Source organism: Sulfitobacter alexandrii, from assembly GCF_001886735.1.
Taxonomy (GTDB): domain Bacteria; phylum Pseudomonadota; class Alphaproteobacteria; order Rhodobacterales; family Rhodobacteraceae; genus Sulfitobacter; species Sulfitobacter alexandrii.
This window is the reverse complement of record NZ_CP018076.1, coordinates 3,128,767-3,148,506: the sequence shown is the minus strand read 5'-3', so window position 1 is coordinate 3,148,506 and position 19,740 is coordinate 3,128,767. Positions and strand designations below refer to the sequence as shown.

At 63.5% G+C, this 19,740-nt stretch carries 17 protein-coding genes and 1 tRNA gene; 12 read left to right on the top strand and 6 right to left on the bottom strand.

Translation table 11 applies throughout. The annotated features are described in order from the left end of the window. The first annotated feature begins 20 nt into the window (after positions 1 to 20). The 3 genes from BOO69_RS15385 (at position 21) to BOO69_RS15375 (ending at position 4,644) form a co-directional block, all read left to right on the top strand. The gene (locus BOO69_RS15385; RefSeq protein ID WP_071973857.1) at positions 21 to 1,601 is read left to right on the top strand and encodes a lysine--tRNA ligase; all 1,581 of its coding nucleotides are present in this window, start codon (positions 21 to 23) and stop codon (positions 1,599 to 1,601) included. 61 nt (positions 1,602 to 1,662) lie between these two features. Further along, on the top strand, positions 1,663 to 2,076 hold the full coding sequence (locus tag BOO69_RS15380; protein WP_071972972.1) for a DUF4864 domain-containing protein: 414 nt from the start codon (positions 1,663 to 1,665) through the stop codon (positions 2,074 to 2,076). A 279-nt stretch (positions 2,077 to 2,355) separates the two neighbouring features. After that, positions 2,356 to 4,644, top strand: coding sequence for a glycosyl hydrolase family 28-related protein (locus tag BOO69_RS15375; RefSeq protein WP_071972971.1), 2,289 nt, complete (start codon positions 2,356 to 2,358; stop codon positions 4,642 to 4,644). A gap of 42 nt (positions 4,645 to 4,686) precedes the next feature. Here the strand turns inward: BOO69_RS15375 and BOO69_RS15370 are convergent, their stop codons facing one another. Further along, positions 4,687 to 5,352: a hypothetical protein gene (locus BOO69_RS15370; protein WP_071972970.1), complete on the bottom strand. Its 666-nt coding sequence runs from the start codon at positions 5,350 to 5,352 to the stop codon at positions 4,687 to 4,689. A gap of 114 nt (positions 5,353 to 5,466) precedes the next feature. Beyond that, on the bottom strand, positions 5,467 to 5,652 hold the full coding sequence (locus tag BOO69_RS15365) for a PLDc N-terminal domain-containing protein (RefSeq protein WP_071972969.1): 186 nt from the start codon (positions 5,650 to 5,652) through the stop codon (positions 5,467 to 5,469). Positions 5,653 to 5,758: 106 nt separating this feature from the next. Here BOO69_RS15365 and BOO69_RS15360 point away from each other — a divergent pair, with 106 nt between their 5' ends. Beyond that, a complete protein-coding gene (locus BOO69_RS15360) occupies positions 5,759 to 6,316 on the top strand; it encodes a hemerythrin domain-containing protein (protein ID WP_071972968.1) in 558 nt (185 codons plus the stop codon). Between the two features lie 112 nt (positions 6,317 to 6,428). Continuing rightward, on the top strand, positions 6,429 to 6,785 hold the full coding sequence (locus BOO69_RS15355; protein WP_156874949.1) for a PRC-barrel domain-containing protein: 357 nt from the start codon (positions 6,429 to 6,431) through the stop codon (positions 6,783 to 6,785). Between the two features lie 70 nt (positions 6,786 to 6,855). On the opposite strand, the gene uvrB is transcribed toward BOO69_RS15355, so the two are convergent. Together uvrB and BOO69_RS15345 are read right to left on the bottom strand one after the other, a co-directional pair. Then, positions 6,856 to 9,057, bottom strand: a complete 2,202-nt coding sequence (uvrB, locus tag BOO69_RS15350) for an excinuclease ABC subunit UvrB (protein ID WP_071972967.1) — start codon at positions 9,055 to 9,057, stop codon at positions 6,856 to 6,858. 104 nt (positions 9,058 to 9,161) lie between these two features. Further along, a complete protein-coding gene (locus BOO69_RS15345; RefSeq protein WP_071972966.1) occupies positions 9,162 to 9,446 on the bottom strand; it encodes an antifreeze protein in 285 nt (94 codons plus the stop codon). 144 nt (positions 9,447 to 9,590) lie between these two features. On the opposite strand from BOO69_RS15345, the gene BOO69_RS15340 reads away from it, so the two are divergent. The 4 genes from BOO69_RS15340 to BOO69_RS15325 all read left to right on the top strand — a co-directional run bounded on the left by BOO69_RS15340 (position 9,591) and on the right by BOO69_RS15325 (position 13,276). After that, the gene (locus BOO69_RS15340; RefSeq protein WP_071972965.1) at positions 9,591 to 9,902 is read left to right on the top strand and encodes an ETC complex I subunit; all 312 of its coding nucleotides are present in this window, start codon (positions 9,591 to 9,593) and stop codon (positions 9,900 to 9,902) included. Between the two features lie 76 nt (positions 9,903 to 9,978). Further along, a complete protein-coding gene (locus BOO69_RS15335; protein WP_237267616.1) occupies positions 9,979 to 10,911 on the top strand; it encodes an MYG1 family protein in 933 nt (310 codons plus the stop codon). 60 nt (positions 10,912 to 10,971) lie between these two features. Continuing rightward, a tRNA-Arg gene (locus BOO69_RS15330) sits at positions 10,972 to 11,048 on the top strand. 440 nt (positions 11,049 to 11,488) lie between these two features. Continuing rightward, a complete protein-coding gene (locus BOO69_RS15325) occupies positions 11,489 to 13,276 on the top strand; it encodes a sensor histidine kinase (protein WP_071972964.1) in 1,788 nt (595 codons plus the stop codon). 145 nt (positions 13,277 to 13,421) lie between these two features. On the opposite strand, the gene BOO69_RS15320 is transcribed toward BOO69_RS15325, so the two are convergent. Both BOO69_RS15320 and BOO69_RS15315 read right to left on the bottom strand, forming a co-directional pair. Further along, a complete protein-coding gene (locus BOO69_RS15320) occupies positions 13,422 to 15,869 on the bottom strand; it encodes a sensor histidine kinase (RefSeq protein ID WP_237267496.1) in 2,448 nt (815 codons plus the stop codon). Further along, positions 15,853 to 16,524: a response regulator transcription factor gene (locus tag BOO69_RS15315; protein WP_071972963.1), complete on the bottom strand. Its 672-nt coding sequence runs from the start codon at positions 16,522 to 16,524 to the stop codon at positions 15,853 to 15,855. The genes BOO69_RS15320 and BOO69_RS15315 overlap by 17 nt, the downstream gene beginning before the upstream one ends. Before the next feature lie 179 nt (positions 16,525 to 16,703). On the opposite strand from BOO69_RS15315, the gene BOO69_RS15310 reads away from it, so the two are divergent. From BOO69_RS15310 to BOO69_RS15300, 3 genes are all read left to right on the top strand, one after another. After that, a complete protein-coding gene (locus BOO69_RS15310) occupies positions 16,704 to 17,678 on the top strand; it encodes a Bug family tripartite tricarboxylate transporter substrate binding protein (protein ID WP_083545544.1) in 975 nt (324 codons plus the stop codon). A 71-nt stretch (positions 17,679 to 17,749) separates the two neighbouring features. Further along, positions 17,750 to 18,214, top strand: a complete 465-nt coding sequence (locus BOO69_RS15305) for a tripartite tricarboxylate transporter TctB family protein (protein ID WP_071972962.1) — start codon at positions 17,750 to 17,752, stop codon at positions 18,212 to 18,214. After that, entirely contained in the window at positions 18,214 to 19,728 is a 1,515-nt protein-coding gene (locus BOO69_RS15300; protein ID WP_071972961.1) for a tripartite tricarboxylate transporter permease, read from the top strand. The genes BOO69_RS15305 and BOO69_RS15300 overlap by 1 nt, the downstream gene beginning before the upstream one ends. The last annotated feature ends 12 nt before the right edge of the window (positions 19,729 to 19,740 follow it).

Sequence of the window (19,740 nt, the reverse complement as noted above, 5' to 3'; positions counted from 1 at the left end):
TGCCAACGATGGATGAAATGATGTCTGATATGCGTGACGCCGCACTGAGCAGCAAGGCCTGGCCCTTTGAAGAAGCGCGCCGGGTACTCAAACGCTATCAGAACAAGCCGCCCGAGAAGGGGTTCGTGCTGTTCGAGACGGGCTACGGGCCCTCGGGCCTGCCGCACATCGGCACCTTCGGCGAAGTGCTGCGCACCACGATGATCAAGCGCGCCTTCGAGGAGATCAGCGACATCCCGACGAAGCTGATCTGCTTTTCGGACGACCTCGACGGGATGCGCAAGGTGCCCGGCAACGTGCCGCAGCAGGAAATGCTGGCAGAGCACATGCACAAGCCCCTGACCAGCGTGCCCGATCCCTTCGGCACGCACGAGAGTTTCGGCCACCACAACAACGCGATGCTGCGCCGTTTCCTCGATACCTTCGGGTTCGAGTACGAATTCTATTCCGCGAGGGATTTCTATCGCTCCGGCCAGTTCGACGAGGTGCTTCTGCGCGCGGCGGAACGCTACGACGAGATCATGGAGGTGATGCTGAAATCGCTGCGGGAAGAGCGCCGGCAAACCTATTCCATCTTCCTGCCGATCCATCCCGAGACGGGCCGGGTGCTGTATGTGCCGATCAAGGAGGTCAACGCCAAGGACGGGACGATCACCTTCGACACCGAAGAGGGGGAGGAGATGACCCTGCCGGTGACGGGCGGCAATGTGAAGCTTCAATGGAAGCCCGACTTCGGTGCCCGCTGGGCGGCGCTGGGCGTCGATTTCGAGATGTACGGCAAGGAACACGCGACCAACACGGCCATCTACGACCGCATCTGCGAGATCCTCGGCGGCAAGAAACCCGAACATTTCAGCTACGAGCTTTTCCTCGACGAGAATGGTCAGAAGATTTCCAAGTCCTCGGGCAACGGCATCTCGATCGACCAGTGGCTGACCTATGCCAGCACGGAATCGCTCGCCTATTTCATGTTCCTCAAGCCGAAGACCGCCAAGCGGATGCACTTTGACGTGATCCCCAAGGCGGTGGACGAATATCACCAGCAGCTGCGCGCCTACGAGACGCAGGATGCGAATGCCAGGGCCAACAACCCGGTCTGGCACATTCACGGCGGCGACGTGCCGAAGTCGGACATGGTGGTGCCGTTCTCCATGCTGCTCAACCTCGCGTCCGTCTGTTCGGCGCAGGACAAGGCGCAGCTGTGGGGGTTCATCAATCGTTACGCGCCGGACGCCACACCGGAAAGCAACCCCGGCATGGATGCCGCGGCCGAACACGCGGTGCGCTACTTCAACGACTTCGTGAAGCCGAACAAGGTGTTCCGTGCGCCGACCGACCTTGAGCGCGAGGCGCTTGAGGAACTGCGTGACAACCTGCGGGCCTGGGACGGCGGCCTTGATGCCGAAGCGCTGCAGAGCATGGTGTTCGCCGTCGGCAAGGAACGCTTCGACCCGCTGCGCGACTGGTTCACCGCACTGTACGAAGTGTTGCTGGGCGCGTCGCAGGGGCCGCGGTTCGGCGGGTTCATCGCGCTTTACGGCGTGACCGAGACCGCAGACCTGATCGACGCGGCGCTGGCTGGCAAGCTGACCGACGCCTGAAACTCTTGTCCCGCTGGCACCGTGGCTTACCTTGGGTCACACAGCCAGCGGGAGAAAGATCATGCGGACAGGAATTCTGGGACTGCTTGGGGGGCTGATGCTGTTGCTGATGTCCGCCATCGGCGCGACGGCGCAATCGACCGAGATTCAGGGCACCATCAGCAGCCAGATCGAGGCGTTCAAGGCGGACGATTTCGAGACGGCCTTCACCTTCGCCACGCCATCGCTCCAGCGGATGTTCCAGACGCCGCGGAATTTTCAGCGCATGGTGACGGAAGGCTACCCCATGGTCTGGCGACCCGCCGAAGTTCGGTATCTCGAACTGCACGAGAAGGCCGGCGGCCTGTGGCAGAAGGTGCAGATAACCGATGCCAAGGGCTTCACCCATATCCTCGACTACAAGATGGAAGAAACCGACATGGGGTGGCGGATCGGTGCGGTGCAGATTCTGGATGCGCCCGGTGTGACGGCCTGATCGACTGAAGAAGCCTTCTCCAAACACTTTGCGGGCCATGGCCAGTCGCGTCGGTACGATGCTCGGGAAAGCGGCCCTTGCCCCTGCAGCGCATTGTTTCGCGACCTTTCAAAGCCCCTGAAACCCGCGCCGGCGGCGCGTTGCGCGGGGGCGTGCGCTGGTCGGCCAAGCACTTAACCCTCCATTGTTATTTACCCTTTCGCGGACCGGCAGGCGCCGGGCCCGGTATCAACCAGGCGGCGCGCGACGTCGTGGTGCGGCCAAAGGAAGGGATTTTTCATGAACAAGGCGATTACCGAAGGCTTGGTGCTGATGCCGACGCCGTTTGCCCGGGGTCTGGACGTCTGGTCGAGCGGGAATGGCACGCCGGGGTCGGACACCTATGAAGATGTGGCGAACGCCGCCTTCGTCGCGGCGGATCAGGATTTCGGCGGTGCGCTTGAGATGCTCAAGACGGAGAACACGCAAAAGCTGCGCTACATGGGGGAAACGCCGCTGCTGCCGGGATGTTACCTGCGGATAAGGACCAGGGTGAAGGCCATCAGCGGCAACCTGCCTTCGGTCCGCATCGCCGGTTACGCCGCGCGCGCCAACGGGTCGCTCGTGGCCGATGTGCCGGCCTTTGCCCCATTCGTCACGCTGACGACCTATGGCGAAGTGGTCGAGATCTCGGCCATCGTCGGGACAGGCAACCGCGCCGGCGTGGACATGGTCTGGGGAACCGAGCCCGTTTACGGCCATTTCGGCATCGACCTCGTCGGGGCCAATGGCGGGATCGTCCGGGTCGACGACGTGGAGATAGAGGATGTGACCTCCGTCTTTCTGCGCGACATGCTGGGGCAGGTGGATGTCGTGGATTTCGGAGCGGTGGGCGACGGCACGACCGATGACAGCGCGGCCTTCGATGCCGCGAACGCCGCGGCGAACGGGCGTACCGTCTATGTGCCGGCAGGCACCTATCGGCTCAATTCAAGCGTGACGATAGACACCAACGTCCGGTTCGAAGGCACGGTCACCATGCCCGACAGCGCCGTCCTGCTGTTGCGCCGCAATTTCGACCTGCCGAATTACATCGAGGCCTTCGAGGACGAGGAACTGGCGTTCCGCAAGGCGTTCCAGGCCCTGCTGAACAATGCGGATCACGAAACCCTCGACCTGGGCGGGCGCAAGGTGAACGTGACCGGACCGATCGACATGCAGGCCACCGTGCCGGGGCAGGACAGCTATGCCACACGCCGGGTCATCCGCAATGGCCAGCTGGAGGCCGCGAGCAGCGCCGCCTGGGACACGCAGGTCGTGTCATCACAGGCCACCTACAACCCCAACAACAACAAGCGGCTGACCAATGTCACCAACATCGCGAACGTTCCTGTCGGCGCGCTTGTCGAAGGAAACGGGGTGGGTCGGGAAGTCTTTGTGCGGTCGAAGAACGTGGCCACCGGGCAGATCGAACTGAGCGCGCCACTCTACGATGCGGCGGGCACGCAAAATTTCACCTTCCGCAGGTTCCGGTACATGCTCGATTTCAGCGGCTTCGGCCAGCTGAGCAAATTCGTGCTCGCCGATATCGAATTCCAGTGCAACAACCGCTGTTCGGCGCTCATGCTGGCGCTTTCGGGGACCGCCTTTCAGGTGCGTGACTGTTTCATCACGCGACCGGCCGACCGGGGCATCACCTCCATCGGGGGCGGCTGCCAGGGCATGCTGATCGACCGCTGCCAGTTCCTGTCGGCGGAAGATGCACTGCCGGTATCCCAGCGCAAGACCATCGGTTTCAATGCCAACGCCAACGACGTGAAGCTGCGCGACAACCGGGCGACCCGGTTCCGCCATTTCGGCCTGTTGGGCGGGGCCAACAGCATCATCACCGGGAACCACTTCTTTCAGGGCGACGAGGTCAACAACGGCGTGCGGTCCGCAGGTATCATCCTCGCGAACACGCACGTCAGTTCCATCTTCTCGGGCAATTACGTCGACAACTGCTTTCTGGAATGGACGAACGAACAGGATCCCGCCCCGGCCTTCAACTCGGAATATTCGTTCAGCGCGCTCAGCGTCACGGACAACATTTTCCTGTCCGGCGAGGTGGCACCGTGGTTCAGCTATATCGTGGTGAAGCCTCATGGGGCAGGGCACTTCCTGAGCGGTGTGTCGATCACGGGAAACAGGTTCCGCAGCTTGAATGGCGTGATCGACCGGGCCGAGAGGGTGGATACGACCTTTGCCGACCTCGACCTGTCCCGGTGCAAGAACGTGGTCTTCACGGAAAACTCTTTCCATGCTGTGACCTACCAGGTGGAAACCCCGGCCAAGGTCGAGTTCTTCCAGAACACCGCCTCCGATACCTGGACGATCGACCTGGCGGATTACCTGCCGTTCGGTGGTGAAGCGCTTAAGGTGGAAAGCGTGCTCGCGCAGGGCGCGCTGCGCAACGCCAACAACGTCCGGGTCTGGGAGACGCCCTACGCCGATGTCGCGGTCGGCGGGGATCGCGACCAGATCAGGCTCAACTGGTCCGGGCCGGTCCGGGGCCGGGTTCAGGTTTCCGTCCGGATGGACAGCCGCTGAGACTGGACGCGCAAAAGCGGCGTCCCGCACGCGGGGCGCCATTCAGAAATTCCGCCAGAGGCCCAGCTTGATCGAGGTATCCGAAAGGGAGGTCATGGGGCTTTCTGCGCCGATCTGTATGCGGTAGCTGCTGTTTCGGGGCCGGATCAGGATCGACGGGGCGAAGGTGGCATAGCTGCGGCTGTCTATGTGAGCGAGATAGATTTCCACCATTCCGGCGGTCACGTCGGAAAAATTGTAGCCCACCGTGCTGTCCAGCTTGGCCGCGCGCCGGCCGCTGGCCAGGTCGAAGAAGACCGATCCATCGACACCCATCCAGCCGGAACTGCCCGCAGCTTCGAACCCCCGGCCCCAGGACAGGCCCAGTTTCACATGCGGCAGGACGACATCCTGTATCCAGGCAGTCCCGCCGCCGACCTCGTAGGCCCATTTATTCACGCTCTCCGCGCGGCCCAGGCGTCTTCGAAAGAAGAATGTCACGGCACCGGACTGCAGGCCGAGGTGGCTGTTCGCGAGGCTCAGATCCATGCCGACGGTCAGGTCATCACGCCACCCGTATTCCACGTAGGTGCCGCTGCTCTGGTCCAGAAGGTAATTGAGCGTGAACGTGGACGAGACGAAAGTGGTGCCTTCCTCGCGCATCCATGCGCCGGCCCGGGCGGGGACGGACCACAGCATCATGAAAAGAACCAGAACCAAGACAGGCATCGCGTGCTCCCGTCGCGATCCTGAGGTGCCGGGGTTAACAAAGAATTACCCTGCACGATCGAAAAAGGCCCGGAGGATGATCCTCCGGGCCTTCCCTGTTTCAATGTCGCCGGCTTACACGGTGGCGCGGCTGCCGCGCGGGCCGAAGATCAGCCATGCGATGAAGCCAAGTACCGGCAGCAGGATGATCGCGATGGTCCACACGATTTTCGCGAGGGTCGACGCACCCGATGTCAGCACCTGGTAGATGGCGTAGATGTCGGCGATCAGGACGATGAGTCCGAGCAGGCCATATTCCATTGTTTGTCTCCTTGAATCACATATTGTGTATTGGCGGATAAACTCCACGTGATCGGCAAAAGTTCCGCAGGTTGCGGCGGTTGGTCGAAATCCCTATGCAAGCGCCATGAAACTTGATCCTGATCAGCCTGAACTGGCGCTCGACCGGCGTGACGGGTTGCCCGACGCGCTGCGCGTCCTTGCAGAGGCCTACCCTCGTGCAAACTGGGAAGCGCACGAGAATTTCGGTGAGATGATCCGCTTCTGGATGGAACGGCACGCCATGTTCCGGCAGCTGACCGATCTGCTGCAGGAGGATGCACGCGCGCTGGCGGACAATAAGGTGGGCTTTGAAACATACGCGCCCCGTCTGTCGCAGTACGGCGGCATGCTCCTGAACCAGCTGCATGGCCACCACCAGATCGAGGATCACCATTACTTTCCCCGGTTGATCACGCTCGACAATCGGCTTGAACGCGGGTTCGAACTGCTCGAAGCCGATCACGAGGCGATGGATGGATTGCTGCACGGCATGGCCGAAGGCGCCAACGCCGTGTTGCAGGGCGGGCAGGTTGGCCCCTTCATCGAGCGGTTGGACAGTTTCACCACCCTGCTGAACAGGCACCTGACGGACGAGGAAGAGATCGTGGTGCCGGTGGTTCTGGAAACAGGATTCCAGGGCTGAAGCAGTCTCGTTTCGCCGCAGGCAACCTTTCGCTTGCGGCGCCGGGCCGTGGGAACTGGCCCACGCATCAGGCGTTTTCCTTGCATACACGCACTCAGGAAAGGAATGCGCCATGAATGATATGTCTTCTTCTGCAGCACTGGTTTCTTCAGACAAGGTGAACGGCAGCGCGGTCTACGGCGCGCATGGCGACGAGATCGGCCATATCGACCACCTGATGATCGACAAGAAGTCCGGCAACGTCGCCTACGCGGTGATGGGCTTCGGCGGTTTTCTGGGCATGGGCGAGGATCACCATCCGATCCCGTGGAACGCCCTGCGTTACGATACCTCGCGCGAAGGGTACGTGACCGACATCAACGAAGATACCCTGAAAGGCGCCCCGGAAAGGCCGGAAGGCTGGCAACGGGACCGCGACTGGGAACAGCGCACCTTCGACCATTACGGCGTGCCGTACTACTGGATCTGATCCGACTGCCGGACCGTATCCACCGATGACAACGCAAGCGGGCCTTCGGGCCCGCTTTGGCATTTCGCAATCAGCGTTTTCCGCGCCGCTTGACACCGCCCCGCATGCCGCCGCGCCCCATCGTGCTGCGGCCCGAGGCCTTTTGCGCGTCGCCCACGGCCTTTTCAACGGCATACTGCCGCGCCATCGGGTCGTCGGCGATGGCAAGGTCCACGGCCTCCAGTCTCTTGACCTCGTCGCGCAGGCGGGCCGCTTCCTCGAACTCGAGGTTCTCGGCGGCCTTGCGCATGTCGGTGCGCAACCCGTCCAGCACGGCCTGCATGTTGCCGCCGTGCGCCTTGTCCACGTTCGCGGTCACGCGGTTCATGTCGACATCGCCCTTGTAGAGGCCGGCGAGAATGTCCTCGACGTTCTTCTTGACGGTCTGGGGCGTGATCCCGTGTTCCTCGTTGTAGGCCATCTGCTTGGCCCGCCGACGCTCGGTCTCGTCCATCGCGCGTTCCATCGATCCGGTGATGCGGTCGGCGTACATGATGACCCGCCCGTCGGCATTCCGCGCGGCGCGGCCGATGGTCTGGATCAGCGACGTCTCGGACCGCAGGAAGCCTTCCTTGTCGGCATCAAGGATCGCGACCAGCCCGCATTCGGGAATATCGAGCCCCTCGCGCAGCAGGTTGATGCCGATCAGCACGTCGAAGGCACCCAGCCGCAGGTCGCGCAGAATCTCGATCCGTTCGATCGTGTCGATGTCGGAGTGCATGTAGCGGACGCGAATGCCCTGTTCGTGCATGTACTCCGTCAGATCCTCGGCCATGCGCTTGGTCAGCGTGGTGCACAGGGTGCGATAGCCGTCGGCGGCCACCTTGCGTACCTCGTCCAGAAGGTCGTCGACCTGCATTTCCACCGGCCTGATCTCGATCTTCGGATCGGTCAGCCCGGTGGGCCGGATGATCTGTTCCGTAAAGACGCCGCCGGCCTGTTCGATTTCCCAGTCGGCGGGGGTTGCCGAGACAAAGACGGACTGCGGCCGCATGGCATCCCATTCCTCGAACTTGAGCGGCCGGTTGTCCATGCAGGAGGGCAGGCGGAACCCGTGCTCGGCCAGCGTGAACTTGCGCCGGTAGTCGCCCTTGTACATGCCGCCGATCTGCGGGACCGACACGTGGCTTTCATCGGCAAAGACGATGGCATTGTCGGGGATGAATTCGAACAGGGTCGGGGGCGGCTCGCCGGGGGCGCGGCCGGTCAGATAGCGCGAATAGTTCTCGATCCCGTTGCAGACACCGGTGGCTTCCAGCATCTCGAGGTCGAAGTTCGTGCGCTGCTCGAGGCGCTGCGCCTCGAGCAGCTTGCCGTCGGCGACCAGTTGGTCGAGCCGGGTGCGCAACTCCTTCTTGATGCCGATGATCGCCTGCGACATCGTCGGCTTCGGCGTGACGTAGTGGCTGTTGGCGTAGACCCTGATCTGGTCGAACGTGTCGGTCTTTTCCCCGGTGAGGGGGTCGAATTCCGTGATGCTTTCCAGTTCTTCGCCAAAGAAGGACAGTCGCCATGCCCGGTCGTCGAGGTGGGCGGGGAAAATCTCGAGGCTGTCACCCCGCACCCGGAAGGAGCCGCGTTGAAACGCGGCGTCGTTGCGCTTGTACTGCTGGGCAACGAGGTCGGCGATTACCTGACGCTGATCGTAGCTTGAACCTGCCTTCAGGTCCTGCGTCATCGCCCCGTAGGTCTCGACCGAGCCGATGCCGTAAATGCAGGAGACGGACGCCACGATGATGACGTCGTCCCTTTCCAGCAATGCCCGCGTGGCGGAGTGGCGCATCCGGTCGATCTGCTCGTTGATCTGGGACTCCTTCTCGATGAAGGTGTCCGAGCGCGGCACGTAGGCCTCGGGCTGGTAATAGTCGTAGTAGGAGACGAAATACTCGACGGCGTTGTCGGGAAAGAACCCCTTGAACTCGCCGTAGAGCTGGGCCGCCAGGGTCTTGTTCGGGGCGAGGATGATGGCGGGACGTTGCGTTTCCTCGATCACCTTGGCCATGGTGAAGGTCTTGCCGGTGCCCGTCGCCCCCAGCAGCACCTGGTTGCGTTCTCCGTCCTTGACCCCCTGCGAAAGCTCCGCGATCGCCTTGGGCTGGTCGCCTGCCGCATCGAATTCGGTATTCAGGCGAAATTTCTTGCCGCCTTCCAGCTTGGGCCGGTTGCGCACGTCGGGCGCCGGGTTCGTCAGGACCGGCGCGATCTCGGAGGTGTCGGAATGGGCATAGGGCATGGGAGGCGTCCTCGGCTTCGGAATACCATAGGTGTCGTTTTCGCCGCCGGGATCAAGGGGTCAGGCCGGTTAGCTGCCATGAGCTGTCAGCAGGGCGGCCCGCGTCATCTCGTCAGGCGTTTGCGGTTGGCCCGGACCTTGCGGCTGAGCGGCGCCAGTGCCGCCGACATGACCTGGTCGGGCAGCTTGCCGGACAGTGCCGCCGCTGCCGCCGCGATCCCGGCCTCGCCGAAGGCGGGGAGCTTCTCGCTGATCATGCGGCCGGTCTCGCCGGGGCGGGAGGGGATGAGGCCGTTCATGGCCAGCAGGCGCAGGGTCATGACGGTCTGCGCCTCGAAGGCCAGCACGATGGTCCGGGTCGCGAGGGTCATGAAGGTGAAGGGATACATGCATGGCTCCTTCCGAGACATGCCGGGAAGGTAATGCTGCACCGCGGCAAGTCAAAGGAGAAGGTCGCATTATCGGCACGAAGGTCTTGCCCCATGCCCCTGAATGCCCGATATAGGGGCGCAGGTCGAACCAAGGAGCCTTCCATGCGCGCACGCATCTACAAGCCAGCCCGCACAGCCATGTCTTCCGGCATGGCGAAGACCAAGGTCTGGTTGCTGGAATTCGCCCCTTCCGAAGCACGCGAAGTCGATCCGCTGATGGGGTGGACCTCGTCCTCGGACACCCAGACGCAGGTCCGGCTGCGGTTCGAAACCCGCGAGGAAGCCATCGAGTACGCCCGCGAACACGGCATCGACGCGCAGGTGCAGGAACCGCAAAGCCGCAAGCCGAACGTGCGGGCGGGCGGCTATGGCGAGAACTTCGCCACCGGTCGCCGCGGCGCATGGACCCACTGACGCGCGCGCGCTGACCCGCGGGGCCGTAGCCGATATGCCTGCCAGCCGCGATACGGACTCCGCGCCCGTGACGCAGATGATGCCAGACCGTGGCGACATCCGAAACCTCGTCACGCATTCGGGCGGTTTTCACGCGGACGAACTGCTTTCCTCCGTCGTTCTGACGCGGCTCTACCCCGATGCAAGGTTGATCCGCTCGCGAGATGCCGAGTGGATCACGCCATCGGCGGACAGGATCGTCTACGACGTGGGTCGCCAGTACGCCCCGGACGCGCAGATCTTCGATCATCACCAACTGCCCGGCCCCATGCGGCCGGACGGGCGACCCTACAGTTCGATCGGGTTGATCTGGGCTCACTACGGGCGGGCATACCTCAGGGCGCTGGACGTGCCCGAGAGCGCGGTCGAGCAGGTCCACGCGGCCGTCGACAGTGATTTCGTTCTGCCGGTGGACCTCATGGACAATGGCGCACTGGATCCGGGCAGCGCCGGTTTCCTGTCCGAACTGACCTTGCCCGTTCTGCTTGAAACGCTGAAGCCCGAGTTCGACGACCGCAGCCCGGCGGCGGACGATGCGGCATTCGCCGCGGCGCTGCCCGTCGCGCGGACCTTTCTCGAAGCAGCGGTCAAGGGACGCGCGGCCAAGCAGCGGGCGGCGGCCATGGTCCATGCGGCCATCGTCGGGGCGGGCCGCTCGCAGGTGCTGGAGCTTCCCATGGGGATGCCCTTTCGGGACGCGATCGCGGAGGCGGGTGCCGATCATCTGCTTTTCGTGGTGCACCCGCGGGATACCGACTGGGCGATAACCGGCATCCGCAAGGACGCCGACAGCTTTGCCCTGCGCGCGGACCTGCCCGCGCATTGGGCAGGGCTGACCGGGCCCGAACTGGCGCAGGCAAGCGGCGTGCCGGGCGCGCGCTTCTGCCACGCGGCGCGATTCCTGGCGGTAGCCGCCGATCGCGACTCCGCCCTGCGCATGGCCGCTTTGGCGGTCGAGGCCGCGCAATAGCGCAACCAGGGACCACGAGGCTTGCCAAGCCAGCGCCGATGATGGAAAACCCCGTCCAGCGGTCCCTTAGCTCAACTGGATAGAGCAGCTGACTTCTAATCAGCAGGTTGAGGGTTCGAGTCCTTCAGGGATCGCCACGTATCGAACAACGCCGGTGACCACCGCGCCGCTGCCCTTGCTGGTCAAAGGCTGCGAGCGCAGGGGCGCATCCTGTCGCGCTGGCCGGGCAGCGACGGGCAGGCCCCGGGCGCCGTCCCGCTTTCCGTGATGCGGCGGCGTCGTGCAAACCTGCATCCGCCTGAATCTGCCGCGGGAGGCTGTGTCGCCGCTGCGGGGCAATCCTTGTCAGGCGCTGTGACCTCGCCTGCCCGCAACGGCGGCGGGCACGCAGGCTTCGCCAACCTGTCGCCCTGATCCAAGCCGCAACTCCCTGTTTCGGGTGGGCCCAGGGGCGGATCGGTTCGAATCCGGGCACACCCTGCGGAATGGTGAAGTGCGGAACAGCGCCGCAATAATGACGTTATTTGAATGTCTTTTCTTTCATGCCTGCACAACTTCGAGGAACCGAGTTGCCCAGATGATAGATGGATACGAAATCGACGGACTGTTCGCGTTCGGATTTTTCATTCTATGCGTGCTGATCTTTCATACGGTCCGTTCCTGGAAGCGGCCGGTCGGTCCCGGTCACACTTTCTTCCTCATGACCCATGTCGGGGTGGCGGCATGGCTGACGGTCACCATTCTTCAGGTCGCGGCCGTCAGCGTACCGGACAAGATATTCTGGCACACACTGGCGCTGCCGATGAGTTCACTCTGCGCGGCGGCGTGGTCCATGTTCCTGATCAAGTTCGGACCGATCAAGGTGAATGTATTGGGCCGTTACGCATACAAGGTTGTCGTCGTGTCAACCGGCATCGGGATCATCCTCGCCCTGACGAACTTCTGGCACCAATCCCTGATCTCTTTGGATAGCCGGTCCGACATGATCGACGGTCGGCTTTCGATCATGCCGGATCGTGGATGGATGTTCTACGTTCTGGAGGCCTACAACTTCAGCTGGATCACCCTCGCCGGCGTGATCGCCTTCTACGGTCTTCGCAAGTCGACCGACTATTTCAGGCCGATCTACGGGGCCATACTGGCGATGTCGGCTGTGCCCGTCGGAACGAATATCAGTTACCTCCTTTTCGGCTTTACTGTCGCGGGGGTCGACCCGACGCCCTACGTGATCGTGATCTCTTTCGCGTCCTACGGGTCGGTCATCATCAACAGCCGGTGGCTCAAAGCCGAAAAGGTCGGGGAACAGCATTTTTTTCATGCGTCAGACAGCTTGAAGATGATCTTCAACCGCAAGGGCCGCATGGTCTCGAAGAATTCTGTCGTGAAGGACATGTTGCGGGGCGAGAACGCGGAAGAGCTGAGGGTCATGATCGACGAGTTGGTCGCTGACCTGATGCAGGGCAAACAGATCGACCCGACCGTGCACCATATCGTCGGGGACCGTGCGTATCGCGCAAGGGCCTTGGTTATCGAGAATGCCGTCCATCCGGATCGCAAGTTTCTGGGCTGGACGCTCGATCTGATCGACGTGACGCAGGAAGAGGAAACCGTGCGACACCTGAAGGCAGCAAGGAAAAAGGCGGAGGAAACGGTGCGGCTGCAGAACGAGCTTGTTTCCGTCATCAGCCACGAACTGCGCACTCCCCTCACATCCATCAGCGGCGCGCTGGACCTCTTGCACGCAGGAGGCTTCGGCGTCTTGCCGGACAAGGCCCTCAAGGGGGTCGAAATAACCCGGCGGAATACGAAACGCCTGCGCAAGCTGATCGACAGCCTGCTGGACCTGCAGAAGCTGGATTCGGGACAGTTCAAGGTGACGCTCGAAAGGGTCGACCTGAAGGATGCCCTTCGTGCCGCCGCCGAAGAACTGGAAGGATACGGGGTTGAGCGCAAAGTGCGGCTCACCTTCATTGATCCCGCTGAACCCTGCATCTGCCTGACAGATACGGGCCGGCTTCAGCAGGTGATCGCGAACGTCGTTTCCAACGCCATGAAATTCTCGGGTACCGGCGATACCGTGACCATATCCGCGTCTCGGCTGGAAGATTTTGCCGAGATAAGGATAACAGATACAGGACCCGGCATTCCGAAGGGCTCGGAGGATAAGGTCTTTGGCCGCTTCACCCAGCTTGATAGTTCGTCCACCCGCCAGCACGAGGGGACAGGCTTGGGCATGAACATCACGCGTCTCCTGCTCGAGGAACTTGGCGGACACATCCGTTATGAAAGCGAGCTTGGGGTCGGGACGACATTCTTCGTGAGGATACCGCTCTTCGAGAGCAATCAGGCCGCTGTCGCTGGTTGAAGTTCTCCGTCCTTCCCTCGCGAAGCTGATGTTCCGACAGGGACTCAACACCAAATGTATCACCGCGGCCTCGGACGACCGTTTTCTCCAAATCGGCCACTATGATCCCTGGGCGCGACGCACGACCGCTATTGGCCGCACAGGATCACCGTGTGCCCAAGGGGCGGGCCGGCTGATCCCAGCCTTCGAGGAAATTCGCCTTCTTGCGGTCGTCCAGATAGGTAAGAAGGCCGGGGCCGAGCTTGATGGGCAGGAAGCTTCCCGCGTGTGCCGACAGGTCGCGCCACGGCGACGATTCCGCTCCGGGCACCGGCAGGATCGGGATCAGGTCCGATTGACTGGCGAGGATCGTCTGTCCGTCGTCCAGCAGGAACGACAGGAAGCGGCGTCCGGCATCGGGATGACGTGCCGTCCGGGGCACGAACCCCGTCCTTGACATGACGAGGTTGTAATCGCCCATGAAGTGGATGCCGATGCGCGGGTCGCGGGCGGCGGCGGCCAGCGCGTAAGACCCGATGACGTTGACCGCAAGCGCCAGTTCGGCACGCGAAGTCGCGGCGATCATCTCGGACGTGCAGCAATAGTTGCGGACGTTCGCGCGGGTCAGCACCTCTGTCATGCGCGAGGCCTGCAGGCCCTGCACGACGTCCTGCGTCGCGAACAGATAGCCGATCCCGGACCGGCGCAGATCGTAGATGCCGATCCGCCGGTTCAGCGCCATTTCGTTGCGGCGGATGTAGTTGACCAGTTCCAGATGTTCCTGCGGCAGGGTGCCCGGCGGGATCAGGTCGGTGTTGTAGACGATGACCGCCGGCTCGAAGGTGAAGCCGAACAGCTCCGACCGCCAGGTTGCCCAGCCCGGCAGACGCGTGGCGGCGGGAATGTCCAGCGGCAGCGCAAGCCCGCGATTCACCAGATCGACCTGCAGGTCCATCGCGGAACTGATGACGACGTCGGGCATGTCCTGTGGCACGGCATTCAGGATGGCCTGATGCAGGTCGACGGTCTGGTATTCGACATAGTCGACCGTCACATCGGGGTTCAGGTCCTCGAACCGCGCGATCAGCGCCGTCATCACGTCGCTGTCCGTCGCACTGGCGATCGTGAGAGTCGTCTGCGCCTGGGCCGTTGCCGGAGCCGGCACGATGAACAGGGCGCAGCAGATCGTCACGGCCATGACGGCGCGGGCAGCCGCCTGCGAAAGAAGACGGCGGAACCGCAGCTCGGCACGCAAGCCGCCGGCGCTGGAGGTGCCCAGCACCAGCCGCCCGTCGTGGCTGTCGACCACCGCACGCACGATGGACAGACCAAGGCCGGACCCTGCGGTATCCCGCGCGATGGAGGTGAAACGCTCCGTCGCGCGGGCGCGGTCGGCGGGGGCGATGCCGGGGCCGGCATCCTCGACGATGAGCGACACGTCGGCTTCTCCGGTGGTTTCGAGCGTCACGTCGATTGTATTGTCGGCAGGCCCGTGACGGCGCGCGTTTTCCAGCAGGTTCGACAGCGCCTCCCGGATCGAGATCGCGTCACCGCGCACGATATCCTCTCCGGGGAGGATGCTGTCGGCGGACAGCGTGACCGTGACGCCGCGCATGTCGCTGTCACGCAGCATGTCGGTCAGCACCTCGGTCACGATCGGCTTCAGCGCGACGGGCCGAAGGGTGCCGGTATCGGACCGGTGGGTGACCATGGCATGGGCCAGCAGCTGGTTGGTCAGCCGCACGGTCCGCCGCGCCTGGCTGTCGGCCTTGGCCACGCGCACCGCCATGTCGTCGAATGTCGTCGCATCGCCGGCCAGCGACAATTGCCCCTGAAGGGCAGACAGCGATGTCCGGGTCTGGTGCGCCACGTCGGCGATGAACGTCTCGGTCAGGGTGCGGTTGGCACGCAGGCGGCGCATGAAGTCGTTGATCGAATCGAACAGGCCCCGGATTTCGCGCGGTGGCGCGCCATCGATCTGCGACAGGTCGGCGGGATCGCGCAGCCGCAACGCCTCGGCCAGCTGGCGCAGGGGGGCCAGGGCCACGCGGATCGCAAGCCAGACGAAGCCGAGCCCGATCAGCGACACGACGCCCAGACCCGCCATCCCGTTCAGGAACAGCGATTTCTGTTGTGCCGTGCGCCCGGCCCGTGTCTGCCCGATCTGCACGCCGACCCAGACGCGCCCCGTGGGCGTCGTCAGTTGCCGCCCCTGCTGGACGAAACGGAAGGGTTCGTCCAGCTCGGCGTCGTAGAACACGGGCGCGGACCCGAGGTCGGCATCGCGCGGGACGGGCAGGCCGGGGGTGCCGGTGATCTCTCCATCCCGGTCCGAGAAGACCCGGTAGATCACGCGATCCTCGGGGGCGAGGCCAAGGATCTCCATCGCGGAATAGGGCAGATCGACGGAAATGCCCGACGGTCCCGACGACACACGGTCCAGCACCGCCAGCGACGCCCCCGCGAGCAGCAGGTCGTAGGTGCGGTTTGATGCGTCGCGGGCATAGTTCCACAGCAGGATCGAGATGATCAGCAACAGCACCGCGAACCCCAGCGCCATCGATGCGAGCAGGCGGCGTTGCAGCGAATAGGCGCGGTCAGTCTTCGGCCACATAGGCCATGTATCCGAGGCCGCGCGCGGTCTTGACCACGAGCGGCGTGCCCTCCAGCCGCTTGCGCAGACGGGCGACGATCTGTTCGACCGCGTTCAGGCTCGGTGCCTCGTCGAAGCTGTAGAGCTTGTCGGCCACTTCTTCCTTGGTCAGCATCCGACCCAGGTTGTCGATCAGGATTTCCAGAAGCTGGATCTCGCGCGCGCGCAGGTCGGCATCCTGACCGCGTACCGTCGCCCGTTTCGCCGCGCGATCGAACACCAGATCGCCTGCGGTAAAGACGTTGCTGGCGCTGCCTGCCCTGCGCCGCGCCAGCACCCGGCAGCGGGCCGAAAGCTCGCGAAAGTCCACGGGCTTGATCATGTAATCGTCAGCCCCCGCGTCCAGACCCAGCACGCGGTCGTCGATCTGGCTGCGGGCCGTCAGGATGATCACCGGTGTCTGGTCGTCGCGGGCGCGCAGGGATCGCAGCACCTCGTAGCCGCTGCGCCCCGGCAGGTTGATGTCCAGCAGCACGATGTCGAACCGGGCGTGCCGCAACAGGCTGTTGGCCTGGTCGCCGTTCGCTTCGCGGTCGATGGAATGGCCTTCGGCCCGCAGACGATCGATGATCGTCTCGGCAAGGTCGTCGTTATCTTCCACGAGAAGCATGCGCATGATCCGAAACTACAGCGATGCCGCGCAGAGAGATAGTCGTTCCGATGCGCGTCAGCTTCGTGACAGCTTCGCGTCAGGTCCGGCAAAGCCAGGCATCAGCGGCGTGACAGGCTTGCGTTGTAGCTTCGGGCAAGGGGCGCATGACGCCCCCCGAAACGTCTCAATGGGAGGAGACCCCGATGATCATGACCCGCCTGTCCGGCGCAGCACTGCTGGCCGCCAGCCTGACACTGCCAACCTTCGCAGCTGCCGAAGTGAGCAGCCCCGAGTGCGTGGCCCCCGCCAATCCCGGGGGCGGTTTCGACCTGACCTGCCGCGTCGCCCAGACCGGCCTCGCCGATGCTTTTGGTGGACCGATACAGGTCACGTTCATGCCCGGCGGCATCGGCGCCGTCGCCTACAACCTGTTCAACACCACCCGCACGGACGATCCCAACGCGATCGTCGCCTTTTCCACCGGTTCGCTGCTGAACATCGCCACCGGCAAATACGGTGAGTTCGACGAGAACGACGTGCGCTGGGTCGGGACCGCGGGCGCGGACTTCGGTGCCGTCGTGGTCAAGGCCGACAGCCCCTACACCTCGCTGGAACAGCTGATGAACGATCTGGGCAACGATCCCAGCAGCGTCGTCGTGGGTGCCGGCGGCTCCGTCGGGTCGCAGGACTGGATGAAGGCCGCGCTGCTTGTACGTGAAACCGGCGGGTCCCCGATGGACATGCGCTACGTCGCCTTCGACGGCGGCGGTGACGCGATTGCCGCCCTGCTGGGTGGTTCGATCGCGGTCTACACCGGCGACGTGGGCGAAATGGCGTCCCACATGGAAGCGGGCGACATGCGCGTGCTGGCCGTGATGTCGGACGAGCGTCTGGGCGGCCCCTTCGCCGAGATCCCGACCGCGAAAGAGCAGGGCTTCGACGTCGAATGGACGATCATGCGCGGCTTCTACATGGGCAAGGACGTGTCCGACGCGGACTACAACACCTGGGTCGATGCGTTCAACGCCGCTTATGCCACGCCCGAGTGGGAGCAGGTCCAGACCGAGAAGGGGCTTCTGCCGCTCAACCTCGCGGGTGACGAACTGAAAGCGCAGGTCGATGAAAACATGGCCACGCTGCGCGAGATCGCGACCGAAGCCGGTCTGATCCAGCAGTAAGCCGACCTTGCGGGACGGTGCCCTTTTCCGGGTGCCGTCCCCCTTTTCATTCCAATAGCAAAGGTGCCGATATGGCCGACCGGATTTTCGCCGGGATCCTTCTGCTGGTAACGCTTGCCTACAGCTACATCGCGTTCGCCATCATCAAGGCCCCGTTTCAGTATGACCCCCTTGGCCCGGAAAGCTGGCCGCGGATCCTGTCGGTCGTGGCGCTGCTGTGTATCGTCGGAATCCTATGGAAGCCGGACACCGACAGCCTCAATGTCGCGGGCCGGACATGGTTCCGCCTCGGAGCGATGGTTGCGCTGCTGTTCGCCTATGCCGAACTCTACGAACCGCTGGGCTTCATCGTGTCCACGACCCTGTTCGGCGCCGTCGTGGCGCGGATGCTTGGGGCCACATGGGTCAGATCGGCGCTGTTCGGCGTCGCGGCCGGTGTCCTGGGCTGGCTGCTGTGCGTGGAACTGCTGGACCTGAACCTGCCGGAGTCGGAATGGCTGGCGGAATTCAACTCTGACAACGAAGGAGCGAACTGATGGGCGAAGTCCTCTCTGGGCTGGCGACCGGTTTCGGTGTCGCACTCATGCCGTTCAACCTGATGCTGGTGCTGCTGGGCTGCTTTGCCGGCACGCTGATCGGCGCATTGCCGGGCCTTGGCCCGATCAACGGCGTCGCGATCCTGCTGCCGATCGCCTATGGCCTCGGCTTTCCCGCCGAAAGCGCGCTGATCCTGCTCGCCGGTATCTACTACGGTGCCGAATATGGCGGTCGGATCTCCTCCATCCTGTTGAACGTGCCGGGCGATTCCGGTGCCGTGATGACCACGCTCGACGGCCACCCGATGGCAATCAAGGGCGAGGCGGGGCGTGCCCTGTCCCTCTCGGCGGTCGCAAGCTTCATCGGCGGCACCATTGCCGTCGTCCTGATGTCCCTGTTCGGGCCGCTGCTGGCGCAATTCGCCGTCACCTTCTCGCCTGCGAACTACGTCGCGCTGATGGTCTTTGCCTTCGCCTCGCTCGCGTCACTCGTCGGGAAAAGCACGGTCAAGACACTGCTCGGTGCGCTCATCGGCCTCATGCTGGCGACCATCGGCATCGACAGCAACACCGGCGTCGCCCGCTATACCTTCGGGCTGCCCGACATCCTCGCCGGTATCGACTTCCTGATCATCGTCGTCGGTCTGTTCGGCATGGCGGAACTGCTGCACCTCGTCGAACAGCAGGTCAGCGGCAAGCTCAAGACCCTTCCCGTGGACCGCAGTTTCGTGCGCTGGGCGGATATGGCAAAGACGAAGTGGACGATCCTGCGCTGTTCGCTGATCGGCTTCTTCATCGGCGTGTTGCCGGGCACGGGCGCATCGGTCGCGTCGGCCGTGGCCTACGGTACGGAAAAGCGGGTCGCCGGCCCCGAAGGGCAGCGCACCTTCGGCACAGGCGATGTGCGCGGTCTGGCCGCGCCCGAAGCCGCGAACAACGCGGCTGCCGGCGGTGCGATGGTCCCGATGCTGACACTCGGCATTCCCGGTTCCGGCACCACGGCGATCCTGCTGGGTGCGCTTTTGATGTTCAACATCCAGCCCGGTCCGCTGCTGTTCACGCAACAGCCCGAGATCGCCTGGGGCCTGGTCGCGTCGATGTACATCGGCAACATCGCGCTGCTGATCATCAACCTGCCGCTGGTAGGCCTGTTCGCGCGGATGCTGACGATCCCGCAGCACTACCTGACGCCGCTGATCGCGATCCTCGCCTTCGTCGGGATCTATTCCATTGTCGGCAATCCCTTCGATCTGTTCATGATCACATGTCTCGGTATCTTCGGCTGGTTCCTGCGCAAGATGGACTTCTCGCTGGCGCCCGTGATCCTCGGCTTCGTGCTGGGCGGCCTGTTCGAAGGCAACCTGCGGCGCGCCCTGTCGATCTCGGGCGGGGACTGGATGATCCTGATCGAGAACTGGAAGAGTGTCCTGCTTTACGCGCTGGCCGTGCTTGTCGTGGCCCTGCCGATCTGGATGGGACGCCGCGCCCGCTACATGGCCGAAGGCGACGCCTGACCCTTTCACCCC